This window comes from Mesorhizobium sp. CNPSo 4670 (assembly GCF_057784235.1).
On sequence record NZ_JBWJFQ010000004.1, the window covers coordinates 35580 to 58996 of the forward strand.

A 23417-nucleotide genomic window follows, 5' to 3' on the forward strand; every position below is an offset into this window, starting at 1 on the left:
ATGTCGGATGCAACAAGCAAGGCGATCGACCGCGCCATGGGCGCACTTGTCGGCGGGGCGATTGGCGATGCGCTGGGGATGCCGACGCAACTCCTGTCGCCGGCCCGGATCGCCGAGCTCTATGGCCATGTCGACGATTTCGTCGCCCCGGTGGCCGACCACCCGGTGTCGAAAGGGCTTCTGGCCGGCACCGTCACCGACGACACCGAACAGGCGCTGCTGCTTGGCCGCATCCTGGTGGAATCCGGCGACCGCTTCGACCATGCGCGCTGGGTCAACGCGCTGCTCGACTGGGAACGCGAGGTCAAAGCGCGCGGCAGCTACGATCTGCTGGGACCGTCGACCAAACGCGCCATCGACGCCATCAACAATGGCGTGCCGGCGGAAGAGGCCGGGCGCGGCGGCGACACCAATGGTGCGGCCATGCGCATCGCGCCTGTCGGCATCATGATGCCGCTGGAGCCGCTCGACGCGCTGGTCGCCAAGGTGGCGGAGACCTGCCGGGCGACGCACAACACTTCGATCGCCATTGCTTCGGCCGCCGCCGTCGCTGCCGCCGTCAGTCGTGGCGTCGCCGGCGGCGGCTGGCGCGCCGCGTCCGACAGCGCCGTTGCGGCAGCGAGGCTCGGGGCCACGCTCGGCCATTGGGTGACCGGCGGCGACATCGCCGCGCGCATCGTCTGGGCGCAGGATCTCGTGCGTGGCAAGGTGATGAAGGATGCGATCCGGCTGATCACCGATCTGGTCGGCACCGGCGTCGCCAGCCAGGAATCGGTTCCGGCGGCCTTCGCGGTGCTGGAAGTCGCCGGCGGCGATCCATGGCAAGCGGCCGTCATCAGCGCCAATCTCGGCGGTGACACCGACACGATCGGCGCCATCGCAGCCGGCATGGCGGGAGCCTGCACCGGCTTTTCCCGATTGCCGCAGCAGCATATCGCCAGGCTTGTCGGCATCGACATGTCGGACGTTCGCGCCCTTGCATCTGATCTCATGGCGGCGAGGGTTGCGAAAAAAGGTTCCGGCAAGGACGCGGCGGCATGAGCGGGCGCCTCGTCCATATCGGCAGTGCCGTGGTCGACTATGTCTACCGCATCGATGCCTTGCCGGCGCCCGGCACGGAGAAGACCGCATCGAGCTTCGCCCAGGTCGCCGGCGGCGGCTTCAACATGATGGTCTCGGCCAGCCGTACCGGCATGAAGGTGGTGTTCGGCGGCCAGCTCGGCAGTGGACCGAACGGCGACTTCCTGCGGGCCGCTTTCGCCAACGAGGGCATCGAGACACTGACGCCGCCATCGCAGTTGATGGACAGCGGCAATTGCGTCGCCATGATCTCGAGCGACGCCGAACGCACCTTCGTGTCGTGGCCAGGTGCTGAGAGCGTGCTCAGCCCCGACATGATGGCGCCCGTTTCGGTCACACCGGGTGACTGGCTGTTCACCTCCGGCTACACGCTGAGCTATCCCGCAAGCCGCGACGCGCTCACCGACTGGATCGAGGCACTGCCGGCAGTCATTCCTTTTGTCTTCGATCCGACGCCGGTGGTATCGGACATTCCGCGCCCCATCCTATCGCGGGTGCTGGCCCGCACCACATGGCTGAGCTGCAACACGACCGAGGCGGCCGAGATTGCCGGTCCGGGCGACGTTGAAACGGTTGCCGCGCGGTTGCTGGAGGTCCATTGCCCGAAGGCAGCGGGCGTGGTCATCCGCGCCGGCGCCAAGGGCTGCCACGTACGGCTGGCCGACGGCTTGGTCCAGACCGCTGCCGGCTTCAAAGTCACCGCCATCGACACCAATGGCGCCGGGGACACCCATATCGGCGCCTTCGTCAGCGCGTTGTCGCGCGCCATCCCGCCTTTCGAGGCAGCGCGCTACGCCAATGCGGCGGCGTCGATTTCGGTGACGCGCCATGGCGGCTCGTCAGCGCCGACCGATCACGAAATCCAGACATTCCTGAGCCATGTCGCCGACCCGTCGGGCGCACAGGGCCGGACACTGAAGGCCAATGCATAACTGCCAGAAAGCCTGACAAGCCCGGGAAAGCGGGCAAACCCACAGAGAGGAACCAACCATGCGCATGCCTGATTTGACTGCTCTGCTGACGGCGACCGCCGTCTTCACCTCTGCACTTACCTTTGCCGCCAAGGCCGACGAAGTGCATGTGCTCAACTGGAAGGGCTACGGCACCGATGAGCCGTGGGCCGTCGAGGCGTTCGAAAAAGCCACCGGCAACAAGGTCATCAACGACTTCTTCAATTCCGAACAGGAAATGCTGACCAAGATACGGACCAATCCCGGCCTCTATGACGTCGTCATGATCAATGCCGCCTTCAACGACCAGGCGATGGACGGAAAGCTGATCCAGCCGATCGATACGTCCAAGTTGCCGAACTACGCCGACATCAGCAAGGACAAGGCGGGATCGCCGATGCTCGTCCATGACGGGAAAGTCTATGGCGTGCCGTGGGTGTGGGGACTGACGGCGCTCGCCATCAACGAGAAATCCTTCGACAAGCCGCCGACCAGCATCGCCGCGATGTGGGATGCCGCCCACAAGGGCCGCGTCGTCATTCGCGACGATGCCGTCGAGGCGGTGCAGTTCGGCGCCATCGCCACCGGCCAGAACATCAACGACATCAAGGATATGGATGCGGTCAAGACGAAGCTCACCTCGCTGATGCCGCAGATCAAGACCTTCTGGAGCTCGGAGAACGACTGGAACCAGATGGTCGCCTCCAACCAGATCGACATCGGCACCTACTGGAGCGGTTCGGCTGATCGCGCCAAGACGCATTTCAAGCTGCCGGTCTCGCTGGTCGTGCCGCAGGAAGGCGCCGTCGCCTGGCTCGATGCCTTTTCCATTCCCGTCGGCGCCAAGAATGTTGCCGGCGCTGAGGCCTTCATCAACTACATGATCGACCCGAAATTCTACGTCGAATGGGTCACCAAGGTCGGCGCGCCGGTGTCGGCCAACACCAAGGCGGTGGAAGCGCTGCCCGAGGATGCCTTCAACCGCAAGGTGATGGGCGACCCCGAAGTGGCCAAGCGCATTCAGTTCCAGGCGCCGATCACCGACGCGCAGCGCGAAGCCTATCTGGCGCTGTGGCAGCAGCTCAAGGTCGACGTGAAATAAGGCCGACATCCGGGCCAGCCGGCGGTTCGCGCCGGCTGGTTCTTTCAATCCTGGGGAGGAGGGCATCATGGCAGCTGCGACAGCATCGCGAAGCGGGCTGAGATCGGCATTGCCGCTGCTGGCACCGGCCTATCTCTGGCTGACGGTGGCGATCTTCCTGCCGCTGTCGGCCATGGTCTTCTTCTCTTTCATGACCGAGCTGCCGCTGTCGGGGAAGCCGTGGGCGTTCACGCTCGGCAACTATGCCGCCTTCTTCTCGCAAAGCCTCTACCTGACGCTGCTGCTTGCCTCGCTGCGGCTTGGCCTTGAAGTGACGCTGTGGTGCATCGTCATCGGCTATCCCGCGGCTTACGTGCTGGCCAAGGTGCTGAAGGGCCGCAGCCGCGAGGCGATCTTCCTGCTCGTCATCCTGCCGTTCTGGTCGAACGGGCTGGTGCGCATCTTTTCCTGGGCGATGGTGCTGCGCGAAGGCGGCATCCTCGATACGGCGCTTAACGCAGTGCTGCCGTTCAAGATCAACATCGACCTGATGTATTCCTATCCGGCCGTGATCATCGGGCTTGTGCATTCCTACGTGCCCTACATGGTGTTGACCTGCTACCTGACCCTGCAGGCGATCGACGACTCGCTGATCGAGGCCGGGCGCTCGCTCGGTGCCTCGCGGCTGCAGGTGCTCAAGCGGGTAATCATTCCGCTGTCGATGCCCGGATTGGTGGCGGGCGCGGCGCTTATATTCGTACCGGTCGTCGGCTCCTTCATGGAGCCGCGCATCCTCGGCGGCCGCACAGGCACCTTCTACGGCACGGTCATCGAGGACCAGTTCGTCGCGGTGTTCAACTGGCCGCTGGGTGCGGCGCTCTCCTTCATCCTGCTGGCCGTCGTGCTGGTGATCCTGGCGGCTGCCTCGCCAGTGCTCAGGAGGGCCGCCTGATGGCGACGACCCGCATCCTCGAATGGCTCGGCCGCCTCTACATCTCGGTGCTGCTTGCCTTCCTATACCTGCCGATCATCATCATGGCGCTGATGTCATTCAACGTCTCGCCCTTCTACCAGCTGCCATTCGAATGGACGACGGAGTGGTACGCATCGCTGTGGCAGAACGATCAACTGATCGCCGCCACATGGAACAGCGTCGAGATCGCCGTCATCACCACCGTCATCTGTACGGTGCTTGGCTCGGCGGCGTCGCTGGCGCTCTATCGTTACGAATTTCGCGGCAAGAAATTCCTGCAGGCGCTGCTTTTCCCGCCGATCGCCATTCCGTGGCTGATCACCGGCACCGCGATGCTGATCTTCTTCTTCGGCGTCGGCATCGGCCGCGGTCTGCATGCCATCCTGCTCGGCCATGTGGCGTTGGCGCTGCCCTATGTCATCGTCGTCGTTTCGGCCCGGCTTCAGACCTTCGCGCCGGAACTGGAAGAGGCGGCGCGCTCGCTCGGCGCCAACCAGTGGCAGGTGACGTGGCGTGTCACGCTGCCGTGGATCATGCCCGGCGTCATTGCCGGCGGGCTGTTCGCCTTCGCCGTCTCGTTCGACCAGTTCGTGGTGTCCTATTTCCTGGCGACGCCGGGGCAGACGACGCTGCCGGTCGAAATCTACGCCGCGATCCGCAAGGGCTTCACGCCCGAGATCAACGCGGTCTCGACGATCATCATTGTCGTGTCGATGGCGCTGATGCTGCTCACGGCGCGCTTCTTCAAATTCGGCGGAGAGAAATAATGGCCGGCGTGCAGGTATCGAATGTCTCGCGCAGCTTCGGCGCGCACAAGGCGCTGGACGATGTCTCCATCGATTTCGCCGATGGCGGCTTCTACGCGCTGCTTGGGCCGTCCGGCAGCGGCAAGACCACGCTGCTGCGCCAGATCGCCGGGTTCGACTTTCCCGATTCCGGCCGCATTGCCATCGGCGGCGAGAGCGTCGAGCGGGTGCCGGTCGAGAAGCGCCGCATCGGCATGGTGTTCCAGAACTATGCGCTGTTTCCCAATATGAGCGTTGCCGACAATGTCGCCTTCGGCCTGTCGGTGCGCGGCGAGGCCAAGGCGGTGATTGCCGCCGAGGTGCAGGGCGCGCTCGATCTTGTGCAACTCGGCAAGCTCGGCGGTCGGCGGCCGCACCAGCTGTCAGGCGGCCAGCGCCAGCGGGTGGCGCTGGCGCGTGCCATCGTCACCAAGCCGCGCGTGCTGCTGCTCGACGAGCCGCTCGGCGCGCTCGACAAGGCGCTGCGCGTCGACATGCAGATCGAACTGAAGCGCATCCAGCGCGAGATCGGCATCACCACCATCTTCGTCACCCACGACCAGGAAGAGGCGCTGACGATGAGCGACCGCATCGGCATCTTGCGCGACGGCAGGCTGGTGCAGGAAGGGCCGCCGGAAGAGATCTACGACCGGCCAAAGAGCGAGTTCGCCGCCACTTTCCTCGGCGACGCCAACATCTTTCGCGGTGACACGACGGGCAGCGGCATCCGACTGGCGGACGGCACGGCGATCGCCGCGGGCGCGGGCGCGACGCTTGCAGCCGGCGCCAAGGCGAGCTGCGCCGTGCGGCCTGAACGCATCCGCATCGCTACTGACGCAGGGGCTTCGAATGCCACCGATACGAACGTGCTCAAGGGTCAGGTTTCCAAGCGTATCTTCGCCGGCAACAACAGCACGTATTTCGTCGACCGTGCCGGCCAGACGCTGAAGGTCATTGTGCAGAACACCGGCATCGAGCGGCTGTCGGAGGGCCAGGACGTGGTGCTGCGCTGGTCGCCGGAGAGCACGGTGCTGATCGCGGCAAACTGACCCTTGCCGGGTCTTGCCAGACTGTTCGTAATCAGGGACAGCATAACCGGGCACGAGCCCGGAGCACATTGATGACGCTGGAATTGACGGCCAAGGACCGATCCATACTCGATGGCGAGCAGGGCCCGTCGGCAGCCGCTGCGATGAAGATCCTGGTCGCGTTTTCCAATGCGGTTGGGGCGGCCAGCCTGCTCGACATTGCCGGTGCCCATATCGATGGTTGCCTTTACCACGGCAAGGCCGGGCTCGATTTCGTCGATCGGCTGGTCGAGGGCGGCGGCCGTGTCCAGGTGCCGACGACACTCAATGTCGGCTCGTTCGACCTCATCCACCCCGGCATGGTGAAGATGCCGGCGGCGGAAGAGGTGCCGGCGCGGCGGCTGATGAAGGCGCATCTTGAACTCGGCTGCCAGGCGACGTTCACTTGCGCACCCTATCAGACTCGGTTCCGGCCGGGCTTCGGCGAGCAGATCGCATGGGGTGAATCCAACGCCATCGTGTTTGCCAATTCGGTTATCGGCGCGCGCACCAACCGCTATGGCGATTTCATCGACCTCTGCTGCGCCATGACCGGGCGTGCGCCGGCCTGGGGCCTGCATCTGTGCGAGAACCGGCGCGGCCGGATCCTGTTCGAACTGGCCGTTCCTGATCCAGAACCGAGCGACAGCCTGTTCGTCGGCGTCGGGCTATTCATTGGGCAGGCGAGCGGCGATCGCATTCCGGTGGTCGCCGGCCTGCCACAACCGCGCGACGAGGACCAATTGAAGGCGCTGGGCGCCGCCGCGGCAACCACTGGCGCGGTGGCGTTGTTCCATGCGGTCGGTATCACCCCGGAAGCGAAGACGCTCGACGAGGCGTTCCAGGGCCATGCGCCAGAGGAGACGATCCGCATCAGCCGCGCCGACATCGATCAAGCGCTCGCCAGGCTATCGACCGTGCCCGATGGCGCGCCGCTTTCGGCCGTATCGCTGGGCACACCGCATTTCTCGCATGGGGAATGGATGCGTTTGTTGCCGATGCTGCGCGAGATCGCGCCGGGCAGGCGTATCCCGATCTATGTCAACACCGGTCGCGCAACGCTGACCCGATTGCAGGAGGAGGGCGCGCTGGCTGGCATGGAGGCGTTCGGCTTGATCCCGGTCGCCGACACCTGCACCTATGTCACCTCGATCCTCGAGCGCCTCGACGGCGTGGTGATGACCAATTCCGGCAAATGGGCGCATTACGCACCTGGCAACATCGGCGTGTCCGTCGCCTTCGCTGACTTGCGGGATTGCATCTGCTCAGCCGCAGTCGGATATGTCGTGCGGGGTGCGCCATGATCTGGTCGACAGAAGCCGGGGCCACCGAGCGGTTCGGCACCTTCCAAGTAACCGGCGAGGCCGAGGGCCAAGCGCTGGTGTTTTCGCAGCCACTCAGCTTCTGGGGCGGCATCGACGCCGAGACTGGCGACATCATTGACCATTCGCATCCCGGTCTCGGCCAGAATATCGCCGGTAAGATCCTGGTCATGCCGAGCGGGCGTGGCTCGTCATCCTCATCCTCGGTCCTGGCCGAGGCGATCCGCAGGCGCACGGCACCGGCCGGTATTCTCCTGGAGCGTCCGGACCCGATCCTTGCCGTGGGCGCCATCGTCGCCGAATTCCTCTACGACATCCGCATACCGCTGGTCGTGGGCGACATTGCGGGTATCGCCTCAGGCGACCGGATCGCGATCGGCCTCGACGCAAATGGCCGGGCGATCGTCAGCATCGGGAGACGCCCAGACTGATCTTCTTCCCAAACCGCACCGCCGCCACGGAAGTCGCCGCCGTCCGGTAGAGCAACCATCCAATTCTATGAACGCCGCGCCTCATCAGCGCGGCCTTCGTCATTCCTGGTCTGAATGGTCGGTCGTCACGCCCCGTGATGGGAAATGATGGTGTCGGCCTTGGCCGAGGCGCAGGCCATCGCGTTATATCCTGTCCTCCACGGGAGGAATGAATGGCAGGCACCGATTTCGAGCCAGATGTGAAGATTCGCAGCAGAGAATACCGGATCGGCTGCGTCGGTGCCGGCATGATCATGGCCGAATGCCATCTCGCCGCCTATGCACAAGCCGGCTTCCCGGTGGTCGCGATCGCTTCGCGCACGAAAGCCAGCGCCGAAAAAGTGGCCGGGCGCTGGGGCATCCCAACCGTTCATGAGACGCCGGAACAGCTGATCGAGGACGACCGGGTCGAGATCGTCGATCTTGCCTTTCCGCCTGACCAGCAACCGGCGCTGATCCGCCATGCGCTGAAGCAGAAGCACATCAAGGCGATCCTGGCGCAAAAGCCATTGGCGCTGTCGGTAGCGGAAGCGGTCAGGCTGCGCGAAGAAGCGGCCGGGTCCGGAAAGACCCTCTCGGTCAACCAGAACATGCGCTACGATCAATCGATGCGCGTCTTGAAACAGATCATCGATAGTGGCGCGCTGGGCGACATCGTCTTCGCGCAGATCGACATGCATGCGATCCCGCACTGGCAGACTTTTCTTGCCGACTATGACCGGCTGACGCTCGCCAATATGAGCGTGCATCATCTCGACGTGCTGCGTTTCCTTTTCGGCGATCCGCAGGAGATCACGACGCTGACGCGCAAGGATCCGCGCACGAAATTCGACCATTCCGACGGCATCACCGTATCGACCCTACGCTTCCCGTCCGGCGTGCTCGCCGTGTCGCTGGAGGATGTCTGGTCCGGCCCGCGCCAGGAGGGCTACAAGGACGATCAGCACATCAACTGGCGCGTCGACGGCACCAGGGGTGTCGCCAAGGGCACCATCGGTTGGCCGACGGGCGTCGCTTCGACCCTGACTTATGCCTCGAGCGAGACGACGGGCGGCGAGTGGGTGACGCCCAGCTGGGACACGATGTGGTTCCCGCATGCCTTCATCGGCGTGATGGAGCAGCTGCAGCACGCGGTGAAGACGGGCACGCCACCGGCGCTGTCCGTCGCCGACAACGTGAAGACCATGGCGCTGGTCGAAGCCGGCTACCGCTCCATGGCGGAGGGCCGCACGGTCAAGCTGTCCGAGATCTCGATCGACTGAACATCTATCCGCCGAATAGCGTGGCGGCTGAATCGCTTACCGGGAGGAGTTCACATCATGATGCAGGCGGGTATCTTCACCGGCTATTTCCCCTATGACCTGAAGGAGGTCGCGAAGCGCATTCGCGCGCTCGACTTCAACACGGTACAACTCGACCTGCATTTCAAGGATATCGACCTGTCGGCTGGGCAGATCACCAAGGATAAGGCGAGGACCGTGCGGGATACGTTCCGCGACCACAATCTGCCGGTCTGCTGCATTTCCGGCTACACCAACATCATCCACCCGGACAAGGTCGAGCGCGAGAAGCGCGTCGGCCATCTCAAGGAGATCATCTGCAACGCGCGCGAATTTGGCTCGCCTTACGTGATCTCGGAAACCGGCACCTACAACACCGAATCCGATTGGGTGCACCACCCCAGGAACAAGACCGAGGAAGGATTCGAGGAGTGCCGCAAGGTGATCTCCGACCTTGCCCAGACGGCCTATGACCACGGGGCGGTGTTCCTGCTCGAAACTTATGTCAACAATGTCGTCGGCTCAGTCGAGGAAACGGTGAAGATGTTCGCGCAGGTCGACCATCCCGGCCTTGGCCTGCTGATGGACCCGACCAATTATTTCGAGGCGCACAACATCGACCGCATGGACCAGGTGCTGAACCAGGTGTTCGACACGCTGGCCGACAAGATCAGGATCGCGCATGCCAAGGACGTCAAGCGCTCCGGCAGCGACAAGTCGGAGAAGCACGCCGACATCGGCGATGACAAAGCTTCGGAAGGCCTTACCTTCCGCGGCGTCGGCGAGATCGAATTGCCGGCTCCCGGTCTCGGTTCGCTCAATTATGATCTTTACCTCAAGCGGCTCAGCGAAAAGCACCCGAACATCCCGGTCATCATCGAGCATCTGACCGAAGACGACGTGCCACGCGCCAAGACATTCCTCGATGGAAAATTCCGCGCCAACGGCCTTTGAGGACCGCACGGGAGGCGACGATGGCCACGGTCAGGACAAAGCGCGACTACAGCCTGGTCGGTGAAAGCACGCGGATCGCGATCGAGACCGGGCTGGCCTCGGCCGAGTGGTATCACACGGATGTGCCGCGCAAGATGATGAAGGAACTGATGCAGCGCTCCGACGGGCCGGCGATCCGCGACACCATCATCTGGATCGCCGCCATATTGGGCTCGGCTGCAGGCGGCATCTGGTTCTGGGGTTCATGGTGGTGCGTGCCGTTCTTCTTTGTCTACGGCGTCCTCTACGGTTCTTCCAGCGACTCGCGCTGGCATGAATGCGGCCACGGCACCGCCTTCCGGACACGCTGGATGAACGACGTCGTCTACCAGATCGCCAGCTTCATGCTGATGCGCAATCCGGTGACCTGGCGCTGGAGCCATGCCCGCCACCACACCGACACGATCATCGTTGGACGCGACGCCGAGATCGCCGTGATGCGTCCGCCCGACCTGTTGCGCGCCGCACTTGCCTTCACCGGCGTCCTCGATTTCCGCTATTCGCTGCCAACGCTGGTGCGCAATGCGTTAGGCAACCTCTCGCCGGACGAGAAAAGCTTCGTGCCGGAGATGGAACGGCGCAGGGCGGTGATCGCCGCGCGCTGGCATATCGCCATCTATCTCGCTGCGATTGCGCTGGCGATCTACCTCTGGTCGTTCCTGCCGCTGGTGCTGATCGGTCTGCCGCGCCTCTACGGCAGTTGGCACATGGTGCTGACCGGGCTGCTGCAGCATATCGGGCTGGCCGACAATGTGACCGATCATCGGTTGAACTCGCGCACTGTCACCATGAACCCGATCAGCCGCTTCATCTATTGGAACATGAACTACCACGTCGAACATCACATGTTTCCAATGGTGCCCTATCATGCGCTGCCGACGCTGCACGAACTGATCAAGCATGATCTGCCAGAGCCGAACCGTTCGATGTGGCAAGCCTATCGCGAGGTCTGGCCGGTGCTGGTCAAGCAGCTCCAGTACGAGGACTATTTCCTCAAGCGCGAGCTGCCGCCGACGGCGCGGCCGTACCGCGACGAGTTCCATGCGCTGACCGTCCCGGCGGCAGCGGAATAGGGGAGAAACAGATGGCCGACTGGGTTGAAGCGTGTGGCGTCGATGATGTCGAGGAAGAGGACGTCATCCGCTTCGACCATGCCGGTCGAACCTTCGCCATCTATCGCAGCCCGGATGACGAGTTCTTCGCCACTGACGGGTACTGCACGCACGAGAAGGCGCATCTGGCTGACGGGCTGGTGATGGACGACATCATCGAATGCCCCAAGCACAATGGCCGCTTCAACTACAAGACTGGTGCCGCCAAGGGCGCACCGGTGTGCGTCAACCTCAAGACCTACCCAGTGCGGATCGAAGCTGGCAAGGTCATGATCGAGATCGGCTGACCGGCCAGTTAGCAAGCAACAAAAAGGGAAAGATGCCGATGAGCCGAAAGAGACCGACCGTCGCCGACCTGCGCGCCATGAAGGGCAAACGCCAGCTGACCATGCTGCGCGTGCTGACGATGGACGAGGCCGAGGCCGCCGAGCGGGCAGGGGTCGACATCGTCTCGGTGCCGCCCGAACTGGTGCTCAACCCGCAATACCGTGACGCAGCCCCTAGCCTGTTCACCATGCCGGGGGAGAATTTCTTCGAGATCGGCACGGCGGACGATTTCCTGCGCTGGGCCTTCCGGCTCTACAAGGCCGGCGCCGACGCGGTCTACTGCAGCGCCGGCTACGCCACGATCAAGCGGATGGCCGACGATGCCATCCCGGTCATCGGTCATGTCGGCCTCATCCCGTCACGTGCCACCTGGACCGGCGGGTTCAAGGCGGTCGGCAAGACCGCAGACACGGCCATGGAGGTCTTCGCAGCGGTGAAGCAGCTTGAGGCTGCCGGCGCCATCGGCGCCGAGATCGAAGTGGTGCCGGTCGAGGTGGCGAAAGCGATCTCGGAGCGGACGTCGCTGATCATGCTGTCGATGGGGGCTGGCACCGGCTGCGACGCGCAATATCTTTTCGCCGATGACATTCTCGGCCAGAACCGTGGCCACATGCCTCGCCACTCCAAGGTCTATCGCAATTTCGCCGCCGAATATGACCGCTTGCAAGGCGAGCGCATCGCGGCGTTCTCCGAATATGTCGCCGACGTCAACAGTCTGGCCTATCCCGAGGACAGGCATGTCGTGCATATGGACCCCGGTGAGCTACGACTTTTCCTCGACAAGGTCGGCCGGGCGTAAGGTCACCGGCCAGGGCCCATTGGCGAGGGCGGCGTAGAGCGCTTCGGCGTCGATGCCGAGCGGCCGGTCTTCCTTCAGGGCAGGGACCAGCGCGCGTATCGCCATATGAACAGCGGCGGTTCGGGGCGCCAGGGTGAGCCCGTCGCGCAGGTCGACCGCCTGTGCCGCTGCCAGCAGCTCAAAGGCGATCAGCCGCCGCCAGTGTGTAATCATCGCGGCGCATTTCGCGACGGCCAGAGGTGTCTGCGTGGCATGGTCCTCGACGCCTTCCGAGACGGCTAAGAAATCCAGCATCACCGGATTGGCCGTGTGGCGGATGGCTGCCAGGATCGATGTCGCCGTCTTTTGCAGCGGCACAAAGCCGGCCGAGGCGCCGCCGACCGGCGACAGATATTTCGGCAGGCCGTTGCGGCCGGAGCCAGTGAGCTGGATGAAGCGGGCGGCGCTCGCCGCGGCGCACTGGGCGATAGCCAGGCCGAGCGTTTCGAAGGCGAGCGACAGCGAGGCAGTGTGGAAATTGCCGGTCGACAACACCAGCTCGTCGTCGCTGAGCACCAGTGGATTGTCGGCGGCGGCATTGAGTTCGATCTCGACGGCACGCCTCGCCTGACCGAGCGCCTCGATCAGAGCGCCATGGATCGAGGGCATGCAGCGGATGGACAGAGGATCTTGCAAGGTAGTCGGCGCCGGCGCCTCGTCGCGGGCAAGCAGATCCTGCAAGGCCTTTGCCGCTTCCTGCTGGCCGGCCGCCGGCCGTGCCATGTGCAGGCGCGGATCGAGGATGGTGCTATTGGCGCCGATACCTTCCATGGTCAGCGCGCCGGCCTGGTGCTGCTGGGCAAGGGCGGACAGCGCATCCGTCACCACGAGCGCACCGCTGCCCGCTGAAACAGCCGAAGCGTTGATCAGCGACAGCCCGTCCTTGGGCGCCAGGCTGATGGGGACGAGGCGGGCCATCATCAACGCCTTGGCCGCCGGCATGCGCCGGCCCTGATAGTCGGCGTCTCCTTCGCCGGTCAGCAAGCGGGCAAGCGCCGTCATCAGCACCAGATCGCCGGCGCCGATCGAGCCGAGCGACGGCATCACCGGGTGGACGCCGGCATTGAGCGCGTCGACCAAAGCGACAAACACGGTGGGCGAAAGTCCGGAGCCTCCCGTTGAAAGCATCGCCGCGCGGGCAAACATAGTTGCCCGCACGGTCTCGACCGGCAGCGCTTCGCCGACCGCGCCGCTGCGTCCTTCCAACAGCTGGCGCTGGAAGGCGCTGGCATTGCCCTCGACCGTCGTGCCGAGATTGGCGCCGAGCCCGGTGTTGAGGCCATAGATCTGCTGGCCGGAGGCGGCGGCCTTGTCGAGCACTGTTCGCGCCTTCTGCAGCCTGCCGAGGACATCGGGTCGGACCTCCACCTTGCGCGCTTCGCGGGCCACAGCGGCGACATCCGCAGTGCCGACGCCGGCTCCTGTCAGGACGAGCGCACTCATGCGAAGCGCAGCCGTTGGCCGATGCCTTGCGCCTGCGCCTTGGCCAGCATCGCCTTGCCCAACGCAATGTCGGACAGCGACAGGCCGCGGTGCCAGAACAGGATCGTCTCGCTGTCATTCTCTCGCCCGGCCTTGAGGCCGGCGGCGATCTGGCCAAGCTCGGCATACAGCGTCTTCTCGCTCAGCCGCCCGGTCTCGACATGGGCGCGCAGCGAGCCGAACTTGCCCCCCTTGCACTGGCCCCAATCGTCGACGACCATCTTCTGCATGATGTCGGTCAGCGACAGCTCCACGGCGCTCATGGTGCCGTAGGGCACGACCAGCGCGCCGGGCTTGATCCATTCGGTCTTCAACAAGGGCTGCGGTTCCGGCAGCCGCGAGGCCTCGACGACGATGTCGGCGCCTTCGACGCAGCTCTTCCAGTCGGCCACAGCGGTCACAGGCTTGCCGAGATCGGCGGAGAGTTTTGCGGCGAAACCGTCACGGCTTTCCGGGCGGCGCGAATGGACGCGGATCTCGTCGAAGTTGAAGAGATGGTCGAGCAGGCGCACGTTCCAGTAGGCGGTGCCGCGCGCGCCGATATGGGCCAGCACTTTTGAGCCCTTGCGCGCCAGATGCTTGGCGCCGATCGCGGTGACAGCGCCGGTGCGCATGTCGGTGATGACGGTGGCGTCGAGGATGGCGCGCGGCGTGCCGGTGCGCGGATCAAACAGATTGAGGATGCCGAATTCCGAGGGCAGGCCGTGCAGGTAGTTGTCGACATAGTCGCCGACGATCTTGACGCCGGCGGTGTCGAGCGGCGCGACGTAGCCGCGCAGGACATTGAAATGGCCATGGAAGGACGGGTCCGGCTCGAGATGGACGCGGGGCTCGATCACCGTCTGGCCATTGCCTTGCGCCACCAGGCCGGCCTCGACGGCGGCGATGATTTCACCATCGGTCATGGCAAGGGCGTCGATGTCGAGGGCATTGAGATAGTCGATATAGATGGGTTTCATCTGCAGTGTGCACTTTCCCCGGTCGCCGCTCATCCATAACAGGCCGTGACGCGACACGAAAGTTTGTTGCGCCGTCTATGGACGCGGCCGGCTAATTGCTGTTCAAACCGGTTCCGTCATGACTGCCATTCCCGACACTGAAGCCTTACCCGAAACGGCCACCAATGCGCGGCGCGTGGCACTGATCGTCGCTATCGCCTTTTTCATGCAATTGCTGGATTCGACGATCATCTCGACATCGCTGCCGCAGATGGGCGCTTCCTTCGGCGTGCCGGCGGTGGCGATGAGCATCGGCATCACCGTCTACATGCTGACCATGGCGGTGTTCGTGCCGCTGTCGGGCTGGCTCGCCGATCGCTTCGGTGCGCGCAACATCTTCCTGCTGGCAATCATCCTTTTTACGCTGGCCTCGCTCGCCTGCGGCTTCTCGCAAAATCTGGCCCAGTTCGTCGCAGCACGTGTCGTACAAGGGCTGGGCAGCGCACTGATGACGCCGGTCGGCCGCATTCTGGTCTTGCGCAGTGCGTCGAAGTCCGAGCTGCTCAACGCCACCGCCCTGATCACCTGGCCGGCGCTGTTCGCGCCGGTGGTCGGGCCGGTGCTGGGCGGCTTCATCACCACCTATCTGTCCTGGCACTGGAACTTCTTCATCAACATCCCGCTCGGCGTGATCGGGCTGGCGCTGGTCGCCCGCTTCATTCCCGGCGACCGCGAGGCCAACCCAAAACCGCTAGACTGGCCGGGTTTCGTCCTGACATCGGCGGGACTTGCTTGCCTTCTGTACGGGCTCGAACGCATCGCGCATCCAGAAGACGGTGTCTTGCCGACGGTGGCGCTCATCGCCTTCGGCGTCGCCATCGGCTGGCTGGCGGTGCGCCATCTCAGGCGCGCACCGCATCCACTGCTCGACCTCTCATCGTTCAAGGTGCTGACCTTCGCCATCTCGACGCTTGCCGCCGGCACCAATTTCCGGGTGGCGATCAACGCCACGCCGTTCCTGTTGCCGCTTCTGTTCCAGGTCGGCTTCGGTCTCAGCCCCGTCGATGCCGGCATGATGATCCTGGCCTATTTCCTCGGCAATCTCGGCATGAAGACGGTCACGACGCCGACGCTGCGGCGCTTCGGCTTTCGATCTGTGCTGGTCGTCAACGGCCTGATCGCCTCGGCGTCGATCATGGCGTGCGCGGCGATCTCACCGCAGACGCCGCAAGCGCTGGTGATTGTACTGATGCTGATCGCCGGCCTGTCGCGCTCGATGCAGTTCACCGCCCTCAACACGCTGGCCTTCGCCGATATCGACGCGGCGCAGCGCAGCTCGGCCGCGACACTGTCCAGCATGCTGCAGCAAGTGGCGATGCTGTTCGGCGTCGCGGTGGCGGCGGCGATCCTCAACCTGTCGCAGATCGCCAGGGACCAGCCAGCGCTCGACCTCGTCGATTTTCGAATCGCCTTCCTGGCGATCGGCGCTATCGGGCTGGTGGCGGCGTTGCGTTTCCTCGCGCTGCCACTAGGTGCCGGTGCCGAGGTTTCCGGCCACGCACCCGGGAACTGAAATCGAATTTTCCACCTGACGCGGAGATAAATTCCGCCTTGCCCTTTCGCCTTGGTCGGTGCTTTCGCAAGCGATCGCAATGGCGCAACCAATTGCTAAAAATCCAGGCTTTTCCAGGCATTGCGCCAGTTTTGGCAATCGATGCGTCCACTCGAGGAATATCGCCGCCGACCGGGCTTCTGAACGCGGATTCATTTGACGAACCGGCGCTAAGCCGATTAGCTTTCCGTGGGATGGCAGCGCTGCCATTGGGGCGTAAGCGGGACATGAACGCGATCGGCTGGCCGAATTTCAGGAGCCTGAATCAGGAAGGCATCGTCTTTGCCATTGCCGTGGTGCTGTTCGTTGCCGCTGCCATCGGCCTGCCGGGCTTCATCGACCCAAACAATCTCGTGGCCATCGTCCGCTCGGTGTCGGTGCTCGGCATACTGGCGCTCGGCATGGCTGTCGTCATCATCGGCCGGGGCATCGACCTCTCGGCCGTGGCGATCATGGCAATGTCTGTCGCCTGGTATCTGCAACTGCTGAATTCAGGAACGCCGGACGGGCTGGCCTTCGCCTATGTGCTGGCCGGCGTGCTCGCGATCGGCCTGCTCAACGGCTTCCTCGTCGCCTATGCCGATGTGCCGGCGATCTTCGTGACGCTGGCGACCGGTTCCTTCGTCTTCGGCTACGTGCGCTCGCAATTGATCACGCAGGATGCCGTGCCGGTGCCGCAGGGCCATTGGGTCGAGCTGCTCGGCGGCCTGCGCTTCCTCGATATTCCCATCGAGGTGTTCGTCTTCGCGGGCCTGGCTTTCTTGTTCTTCCTGTTCCTGCGCTACACTAAATGGGGCCGCTACATCTATTTCGCCGGCGACAATCCGGTCGCGGCGCGCAATATCGGCATTCCGGTGCGGCCGATGCTGGTGCTGCGCTATGTGCTGTCGGCCTTCGTCGCGCTGATTGCCGGCCTGCTGACGGCGGCCAGCCTGCATTCGATCAACACCCGCGTCGTCAACTCGACCCTGCTCTACGACATCGTGCTGGTGGCGGTGATCGGCGGCATCGGCCTGTCCGGCGGGCGGGGCGGGGTGCGCAATGTGCTGGTCGGGGCGGCGCTGATCGGCATCCTTCTCAACGCCATGACCATCATCGATATTCCGCTGCTCTACCAGAACCTGATCAAGGCGGCGATCCTGCTGGGGGCGATCATCGTCGACGGCGTCATCAATCCACGTGACGAACAGACCGCGCAGCAGGGCGATATCTGAGCATGGTCCCGAAGAGAGCATGCTCAAACCGGAAGACTTGACCAAACGCGGACGGTTGGGGCCGTCGGTGAACCACAGTGACCAAACAGAAGGATGTGACATGAAACTGATCAGAACACTCATGGCCGCCGCAACGGCGCTTGCCGTTACCGCCTTCGTGGCGCCTACCTTTGCGGCCGACGATCCGGGCCCGGCCGCCTATGCGCAGTCGCTGAAGGGCAAGCGCGTCATGCTGGTGCCGCTGGCGATGGGCTTCGACCTGGCGCAAGGATGGGCGCATTATCTGAAGACCGAAGTCGAAGCCTGGGGCGGCGTGTTCGAGACGCGCGATCCGAACTGGGTCGTCGATGCCGGCGCGCAGGCAATCACCGACGCCATCTCGTCGGACACCCGGCCGGACGTGCTGATCATCCACGCGCCGGACCTCAACTCCTATTCCAAGCTGATGAAGAAGGCGCAGGCGGCCGGCACCTATGTGCTTCTGGTCGACAATCCGGCCAACTTCCCGGCCGATGCCTTTGTCGGCAGCGACTGGGACCGGCTCGGCCAGCTCGAGGCCGAAGCAGCGATCAAGGGCTGCGGCGAAAACTCGTCGAAGAAGATCGGCCTGGTGCAGGGCGACCAGGCGAACTCGTCCAGCCTTTATCAGTATGCCGGCATCATGAAGGTTCTGGACAAGCATCCCGACTTCAAGGTGGTGGCCAAGCCCGACTCCAACTGGGATGCGACGACCTCGCGCAACGTGACGACGACGATGCTGCAGCAGAACCCCGATATCTGCTCGATCATCGACTTCTGGGATGGTGACGCCACCGGCGCTTCGGCCGCGATCCGCGACGCCAAGCTCGATGGCAAGGTATTCCTGGTCACCACCGGCGGCGGCGAGAAGACCGCCGATTGCGACAAGCTGCAGGACGGCACCTATGGCGCCGTGGTGATGACCGAGCTTGCCCGCCAGTCGGGCGACATGAACGCCATCATCAAGTTCCTGCTGCAGAGTGGCCAGCCTGCCGGCACCTCGCACACCTATATCTACACGCTGGAGAAGGCGACGACCAAGGCGGACCTCAAACCCGACAGCTGCTGGGACCTGAAGGCGCTCCAGGCCGAAGCGGCTGCGAAATAAGCCGATCCTCACCTACACCAATCAACGAGGTGGCCGGATTGTCCGGCCGCCTCTTTCTCTTGCAACAGTGACCTGATGTCCTTTCGCGAACGCCTCCAGTCTTGGCGCTACAATCTCGTGCCCGATCATCTCGTCGGCGAGATCCTGACCAAACGCTGGACTGACAACGCCATTCCGTTCCTGGCGCTGGTGGTGACATTGGCGACTTTCGGCTCGATCATTCCGGGCTTCTTCAAGCTGACCTCGCTGCAGGAATCAACCCGCCAGCTCGGCGAGTTCTCGATGGTGGTCACCGGCATGACGGTGGTGATGCTGGGCGGCGGCATAGACCTGTCAGTCGGCTCGATCTTCGCGCTGTCCTGTTTTTCCGCCGTCTATGTCTTCTTCATCCTCGAACAGTCGATATGGTTGGCGCTGGCCGCCTCGCTCGCCACGGGCCTCGTCTTCGGCGCCATCAACGGCTATCTCGTCGGCTACCTCAGACTGCGCGCCTTTCTCACCACGCTGGTCACTTTCATCTTCGGGCGGGCACTGTTCGACATCCTCGTCACCACCTATGCCGCCGACGTGCAGCTCTCGACGGCTACCTCCGACGTGCTCGACTTCATCGGCGACAGCACCTTCTGGGGCCTGTCGGTCTCGGTCTGGCTGGCGATCATCCTGGCGATCGTCACCCACATCGCGTTGACCCGTTCGCGGCCGGGCTGGCATGTGCTGGCGGTCGGCGGCTCCAGGCGCTCGGCGCATAATGCCGGCATCCGCGTGCGCCGCACCGTGTTCATGACCTATGTCTTCTCCGGCTTCTGCGCCTCGATCGGTGGCTTCCTCATCGCTTGCCGCCTGAGCGGGGCAGGGCCAGGCACGGGTCTGAACCTCGAGATCATGGCGCTGACGGCGGCGGTGGTCGGCGGCGTCAGCCTCGGTGGCGGCCGTGGCTCGGTGATCAAGGGCCTGATGGGCGCCATCATCGTCTTGACCATGACCAACGGCCTGATCCGGCTGGGTTACGGCACCGGCACCAACCAGATGGTCTTGGGCATCATGCTGGCAGTGGCGGTGACCATCGACATTCGCTGGCTGAAGAACCGCCACAAGGTGCTGAACGAGGTCTATGTCGCGCCGGTCTATCTCATGATGGGCGCAACCCAGTCGGCTGCGCCCGGTTCGGGCACGCCCTACGAACTCGACAACAGGCTCTCGGTCGCCGACCATATCGGGCTCGGCGAACTTGAAGGGCCGGAAGACGTCATCCTCGACCGCGCCGACCATCTCTATTGCGGTACCCGCCATGGCGAGATCGTCCGTTTCTTTGCGCCGGACTATGTCAGGTCGGAAGTGTTTGCCCACATTGGTGGCTTTCCGCTTGGACTTGCCTTCGACAGATCAGGCAATCTGATCAGCTGCGTCGGCGCCATGGGGCTCTATTCGGTCTCACCGGATCGCGAGGTGAAACGCTTGTCGGCCGAGACGTCGCGCTCCTGGACCTCGATCGTCGACGATGCGCGGCTGCGCGATCCCAATGACTGCGACATAGCACCCGATGGCCGCATCTACTTCACCGACTCGACCAAGCGCTACGACGCGCATGACTGGGCGCTGGACTCGATCGAGAACCGCGCCACCGGCCGGCTGCTGGTCTACGATCCGAAGGACGGCTCGACGAAGACGCTGCTCGACGGTTATCGCTACACCAACGGTGTGTGCATGGCGCATGACGGCAAGTCGCTGTTCTTCGCCGAAAGCTGGGCCTGCCGCGTGCACCGCTATTGGCTGGACGGGCCAAGGGCGGGCACCGCCGAATGCGTCATCCGCGACATGCCGGGTTATCCCGACAACATCAACCGCGCATCCGACGGCAATTACTGGATGGCGTGGCTCGGCATGCGCACGCCGAGCTTCGACCTGTCGCTGCGCCACCCCGACATGCGCAAGCGCATGACGCGCCGACTGCCGCAGGATGAATGGCTGTTCCCCAACATCAACACCGGCGGCGTGGTGAAGTTCAATGAAAAGGGCGGCATCGTCGAGGCGATGGGCGACCTCACCGGCGGCGCACACCCGATGGTCACCTCGATGCGCGAGCACAAGGGACATCTGTTCGTCGGCGGCATCCTCAACAACCGCATCGGCCGCTACAAGATATCAGGTGCCGACCCGAACTGGACCAGCCCCGCTTCCTATTGGGGAGCGAAGTCATGATCCTCGATCCGGTGCTTGACCTGTTTCGCGGCAAGGCAGTGACCATTCCGCCGCTCGACGGCGCCTTCCGTCCCAACACGCGGCTGGACGACGCGCCGGCGGTCGCTGAGCTGACCGAGCCGGACAATCTGCTGATTTCCAGCGACAGGCTGTTGGCCTCCAGCGGCAATGCCATACACGCTATTGCTGCCGGCGCCGTGCCAACCTTGGTCGAGACCTTTCCATCTCCGGTTACGGCGTTGGCGCTGTCGCCATCGGGCGAACTGACGGTCGGGTTGGAGAGCGGTAGGCTGTTGATTGCCGGCAAGGAGATTTCGCTGCCGGCCGGGATCGGCTGCATCACCGCACTTGCCTATGCAGACGACGGCACGCTGTGGCTGGCCAATGGTTCGGCTGAACACGCGCCGTCGCTATGGGCCGCCGACCTGATGAAGAAGGGTGCGTCTGGTTCGCTGTGGAAGCGGGACGCGGCGGGCGGTGACTTCCGCAAGGTGGCCGGCGGGATCGCCTTTCCCTATGGGCTCCATCCCATAGGGCGGGATGTGCTGGTCAGCGAAAGCTGGCGCCACCAGCTCGTCCGCTTCGACGGCGCGACCGGCAACCGCTCGACGGTGCTGGCGCATCTGCCCGGCTATCCCGCACGGCTGTCGCCGACCGCCGATGGCGGGGCGTGGCTGACCTTGTTTGCGCCGCGCAACCGGTTGATCGAACTCGTGCTGCAGGAAACGCACTACCGGCAGGACATGATCGAGCAGGTGCCGCCGGCCTACTGGATCGCGCCGGCGCTGGCTTCCAGCCGCAGCTTCCTCGAACCGCTGCAATGCGGCGGCATCCGCACCATGGGCATCCACAAGCCTTGGTCGCCAAGCCGCTCCTACGGGCTGGTGGTCAGGCTCGATCAGAAGCTGCAGCCGCAATTCAGCCTGCACAGCCGCGCCAACGGCACGCGCCACGGCATTTGCAGCGTCGCCGAAAGGGCCGGCCTTCTGTTCATCGCCTCGAGGGGCGGCGACTGCGTGTTGTCCGTCGACCTCGCGTCGGGAGGGTTTTGATGGAACCGATCGTCCGCCTGGAAAACGTCACCAAGACTTATCGCGGCGTGCCCGCGGTGAAAAACGTCAGCTTCGACCTGCGTAAGGGCGAGATCCACGCGCTGCTCGGCGAGAACGGTGCGGGTAAGTCGACGCTGACCAAGATCGTCGCCGGGGTGGTCGACGCCACCTCTGGCAGGATGTTCCATAAGGGCGCCGAAATCGCCTACGCCTCGCCTCATGCGGCGCTCGAAGCCGGCATTGCCATGGTGTTCCAGGAGACCAGCCTGGTGCCGTCGATGACGGTGGCGCAGAACCTCTATCTCGGCACCGAAAAATTCCTCAACCGGCTGCGCGGCACCTACATTTCGGCGCAGCAATTCCTGCAGTCCCTCAACTTTCCCGTCGACCCGAACGCGATGGTGGCGATGCTGGGTGCCGCCAAGCGGCAGATGGTCGAGATCGCGCGCGCGGTACATCACAATGCCGAGGTCATCATCTTCGACGAGCCGACGGCGACGCTGACGCCGGAGGAGAAACGGCATTTCTTCGCGCTGATCCGGCGGCTGAAGGCGAATGGCGTGTCGATCGTCTTCATCAGCCATGCGCTGGAAGAGGCGCTTGATATCGCCGACCGCATCACAATCTTGCGCGACGGCGAGCTGGTCATCACCGACGACACGTCCGCCTTCGACCGCGACCGGATCGTCGCCGCCATGGTCGGGCGAACACTGTCGGGACAGATCTACCGCCAGCGCGACGAAGCGAAACTGCGCAAGGCCGGCAAGAAGGCGCTGTCGGTGCAGGACATTTCGATGAGCAATGTCGTGCGCAACAACTCCTTCTCGATCTTCGAGGGCCAGATCACCGGCGTGTTCGGGCTGATCGGGTCTGGCCGCACCGAGACGTTCAAGATCGTCTCCGGCATCTACAAGCGCGATTTCCTGCGTGGCGGGGCGATCGAACTCGACGACAAGCCGGTGCGCTATCTCGTGCCGAGCGAGGCGGTGGCCGACGGCATCGTCTATGTCACCGAGGACCGCAAGAGCGAGGGCATCTTCGAAACAATGGGCATTGCCGAAAACCTGTTCGGTGGGCTGCTGGCGGCGGGCCGCGAAAAGGCCTGGGTGATCAACCAGCAGGAGATGCGGGCATTGTCAGCAGAATGGACGAAGACGCTGAACATCAAGGCGATCAACGACAATGCACGCGTCGTCGAGCTGTCCGGCGGCAACCAGCAGAAGGTGGTGATCGGCAAGGGGCTGGTGCAGCGGCCCCGCATCGTCATCTTCGACGAGCCGACGCGCGGCGTCGATGTCGGCGCGATCGCCGAGATCCACCAGATCATCAACCGGCTGGCCGATGATGGCCTCGCTGTCGTCGTGATTTCCTCCTACCTGCCGGAGATCATGAACCTGTCGGACCGCATCCTGGTCTGCCGGCAAGGCCGCATCGTCGAAGAGTTTTCGCCGGCGGAGGCAACCGAGGAAAAGATCATGTACGCGGCGGTTCACTAGATTCAGGTGAGGCCAGCCTG

The 23417-nt window shown here is 63.9% G+C and carries 21 protein-coding genes; 19 read left to right on the top strand and 2 right to left on the bottom strand.

Translation table 11 applies throughout. The features are described from left to right. The 13 genes from AC0ZT5_RS08895 (at position 1) to AC0ZT5_RS08955 (ending at position 12239) form a co-directional block, all read left to right on the top strand. Entirely contained in the window at positions 1-1041 is a 1041-nt protein-coding gene (locus AC0ZT5_RS08895) for an ADP-ribosylglycohydrolase family protein (RefSeq protein WP_488496144.1), read from the top strand. Next, the gene (locus tag AC0ZT5_RS08900; RefSeq protein WP_488496145.1) at positions 1038-2012 is read left to right on the top strand and encodes a PfkB family carbohydrate kinase; all 975 of its coding nucleotides are present in this window, start codon (positions 1038-1040) and stop codon (positions 2010-2012) included. Before AC0ZT5_RS08895 ends, AC0ZT5_RS08900 begins: the two co-directional genes overlap by 4 nt. 58 nt (positions 2013-2070) lie before the next feature. Continuing rightward, entirely contained in the window at positions 2071-3132 is a 1062-nt protein-coding gene (locus AC0ZT5_RS08905) for an ABC transporter substrate-binding protein (protein ID WP_488496146.1), read from the top strand. Between the two features lie 67 nt (positions 3133-3199). Next, complete coding sequence (locus AC0ZT5_RS08910; protein ID WP_477286639.1) at positions 3200-4063, top strand: ABC transporter permease; 864 nt, start codon at positions 3200-3202, stop codon at positions 4061-4063. Beyond that, complete coding sequence (locus AC0ZT5_RS08915; protein WP_488496147.1) at positions 4063-4851, top strand: ABC transporter permease; 789 nt, start codon at positions 4063-4065, stop codon at positions 4849-4851. Before AC0ZT5_RS08910 ends, AC0ZT5_RS08915 begins: the two co-directional genes overlap by 1 nt. Further along, positions 4851-5918, top strand: coding sequence for an ABC transporter ATP-binding protein (locus tag AC0ZT5_RS08920; RefSeq protein WP_488496148.1), 1068 nt, complete (start codon positions 4851-4853; stop codon positions 5916-5918). The genes AC0ZT5_RS08915 and AC0ZT5_RS08920 overlap by 1 nt, the downstream gene beginning before the upstream one ends. 71 nt (positions 5919-5989) lie before the next feature. Further along, positions 5990-7240: an aconitase X gene (locus AC0ZT5_RS08925; protein WP_488496149.1), complete on the top strand. Its 1251-nt coding sequence runs from the start codon at positions 5990-5992 to the stop codon at positions 7238-7240. Next, positions 7237-7689, top strand: a complete 453-nt coding sequence (locus AC0ZT5_RS08930; protein WP_488496150.1) for an aconitase X swivel domain-containing protein — start codon at positions 7237-7239, stop codon at positions 7687-7689. The genes AC0ZT5_RS08925 and AC0ZT5_RS08930 overlap by 4 nt, the downstream gene beginning before the upstream one ends. A gap of 212 nt (positions 7690-7901) precedes the next feature. Continuing rightward, positions 7902-8990, top strand: a complete 1089-nt coding sequence (locus AC0ZT5_RS08935) for a Gfo/Idh/MocA family protein (RefSeq protein WP_488496151.1) — start codon at positions 7902-7904, stop codon at positions 8988-8990. Between the two features lie 57 nt (positions 8991-9047). Continuing rightward, positions 9048-9962 (top strand): sugar phosphate isomerase/epimerase family protein, encoded by a 915-nt coding sequence (locus AC0ZT5_RS08940; protein WP_488496152.1) that lies wholly within the window; start codon positions 9048-9050, stop codon positions 9960-9962. 20 nt (positions 9963-9982) lie between these two features. Further along, positions 9983-11074, top strand: a complete 1092-nt coding sequence (locus tag AC0ZT5_RS08945; protein ID WP_488496153.1) for a fatty acid desaturase family protein — start codon at positions 9983-9985, stop codon at positions 11072-11074. An 11-nt stretch (positions 11075-11085) separates the two neighbouring features. Then, positions 11086-11400, top strand: coding sequence for a MocE family 2Fe-2S type ferredoxin (locus AC0ZT5_RS08950; RefSeq protein ID WP_488496154.1), 315 nt, complete (start codon positions 11086-11088; stop codon positions 11398-11400). Positions 11401-11438: 38 nt separating this feature from the next. Further along, positions 11439-12239: a 3-methyl-2-oxobutanoate hydroxymethyltransferase gene (locus AC0ZT5_RS08955; protein WP_488496155.1), complete on the top strand. Its 801-nt coding sequence runs from the start codon at positions 11439-11441 to the stop codon at positions 12237-12239. Here AC0ZT5_RS08955 and AC0ZT5_RS08960 read toward each other — a convergent pair. Together AC0ZT5_RS08960 and AC0ZT5_RS08965 are read right to left on the bottom strand one after the other, a co-directional pair. Further along, positions 12204-13721: an HAL/PAL/TAL family ammonia-lyase gene (locus tag AC0ZT5_RS08960; protein WP_488496156.1), complete on the bottom strand. Its 1518-nt coding sequence runs from the start codon at positions 13719-13721 to the stop codon at positions 12204-12206. The two genes, AC0ZT5_RS08955 and AC0ZT5_RS08960, sit on opposite strands and share 36 nt — an antisense overlap. After that, a complete protein-coding gene (locus AC0ZT5_RS08965) occupies positions 13718-14719 on the bottom strand; it encodes an ornithine cyclodeaminase family protein (RefSeq protein ID WP_488496157.1) in 1002 nt (333 codons plus the stop codon). Before AC0ZT5_RS08965 ends, AC0ZT5_RS08960 begins: the two co-directional genes overlap by 4 nt. A 118-nt stretch (positions 14720-14837) precedes the next feature. Between AC0ZT5_RS08965 and AC0ZT5_RS08970 the strand changes: the two genes are divergently transcribed. The 6 genes from AC0ZT5_RS08970 (at position 14838) to AC0ZT5_RS08995 (ending at position 23397) form a co-directional block, all read left to right on the top strand. Further along, on the top strand, positions 14838-16271 hold the full coding sequence (locus AC0ZT5_RS08970) for a DHA2 family efflux MFS transporter permease subunit (protein WP_488496158.1): 1434 nt from the start codon (positions 14838-14840) through the stop codon (positions 16269-16271). A 266-nt stretch (positions 16272-16537) separates the two neighbouring features. After that, the gene (locus tag AC0ZT5_RS08975; RefSeq protein ID WP_477286665.1) at positions 16538-17524 is read left to right on the top strand and encodes an ABC transporter permease; all 987 of its coding nucleotides are present in this window, start codon (positions 16538-16540) and stop codon (positions 17522-17524) included. Positions 17525-17624: 100 nt separating this feature from the next. Further along, complete coding sequence (locus tag AC0ZT5_RS08980) at positions 17625-18650, top strand: sugar ABC transporter substrate-binding protein (protein WP_488496159.1); 1026 nt, start codon at positions 17625-17627, stop codon at positions 18648-18650. A gap of 75 nt (positions 18651-18725) precedes the next feature. Then, positions 18726-20849 carry an ABC transporter permease gene (locus AC0ZT5_RS08985; protein WP_488496160.1) on the top strand — a complete coding sequence of 708 codons (2124 nt, stop codon included), beginning with the start codon at positions 18726-18728 and terminating at the stop codon, positions 20847-20849. Further along, on the top strand, positions 20846-21901 hold the full coding sequence (locus tag AC0ZT5_RS08990) for an SMP-30/gluconolactonase/LRE family protein (protein ID WP_488496161.1): 1056 nt from the start codon (positions 20846-20848) through the stop codon (positions 21899-21901). The genes AC0ZT5_RS08985 and AC0ZT5_RS08990 overlap by 4 nt, the downstream gene beginning before the upstream one ends. Next, positions 21901-23397 carry a sugar ABC transporter ATP-binding protein gene (locus tag AC0ZT5_RS08995; protein ID WP_488496162.1) on the top strand — a complete coding sequence of 499 codons (1497 nt, stop codon included), beginning with the start codon at positions 21901-21903 and terminating at the stop codon, positions 23395-23397. The genes AC0ZT5_RS08990 and AC0ZT5_RS08995 overlap by 1 nt, the downstream gene beginning before the upstream one ends. Positions 23398-23417 lie beyond the last annotated feature (20 nt).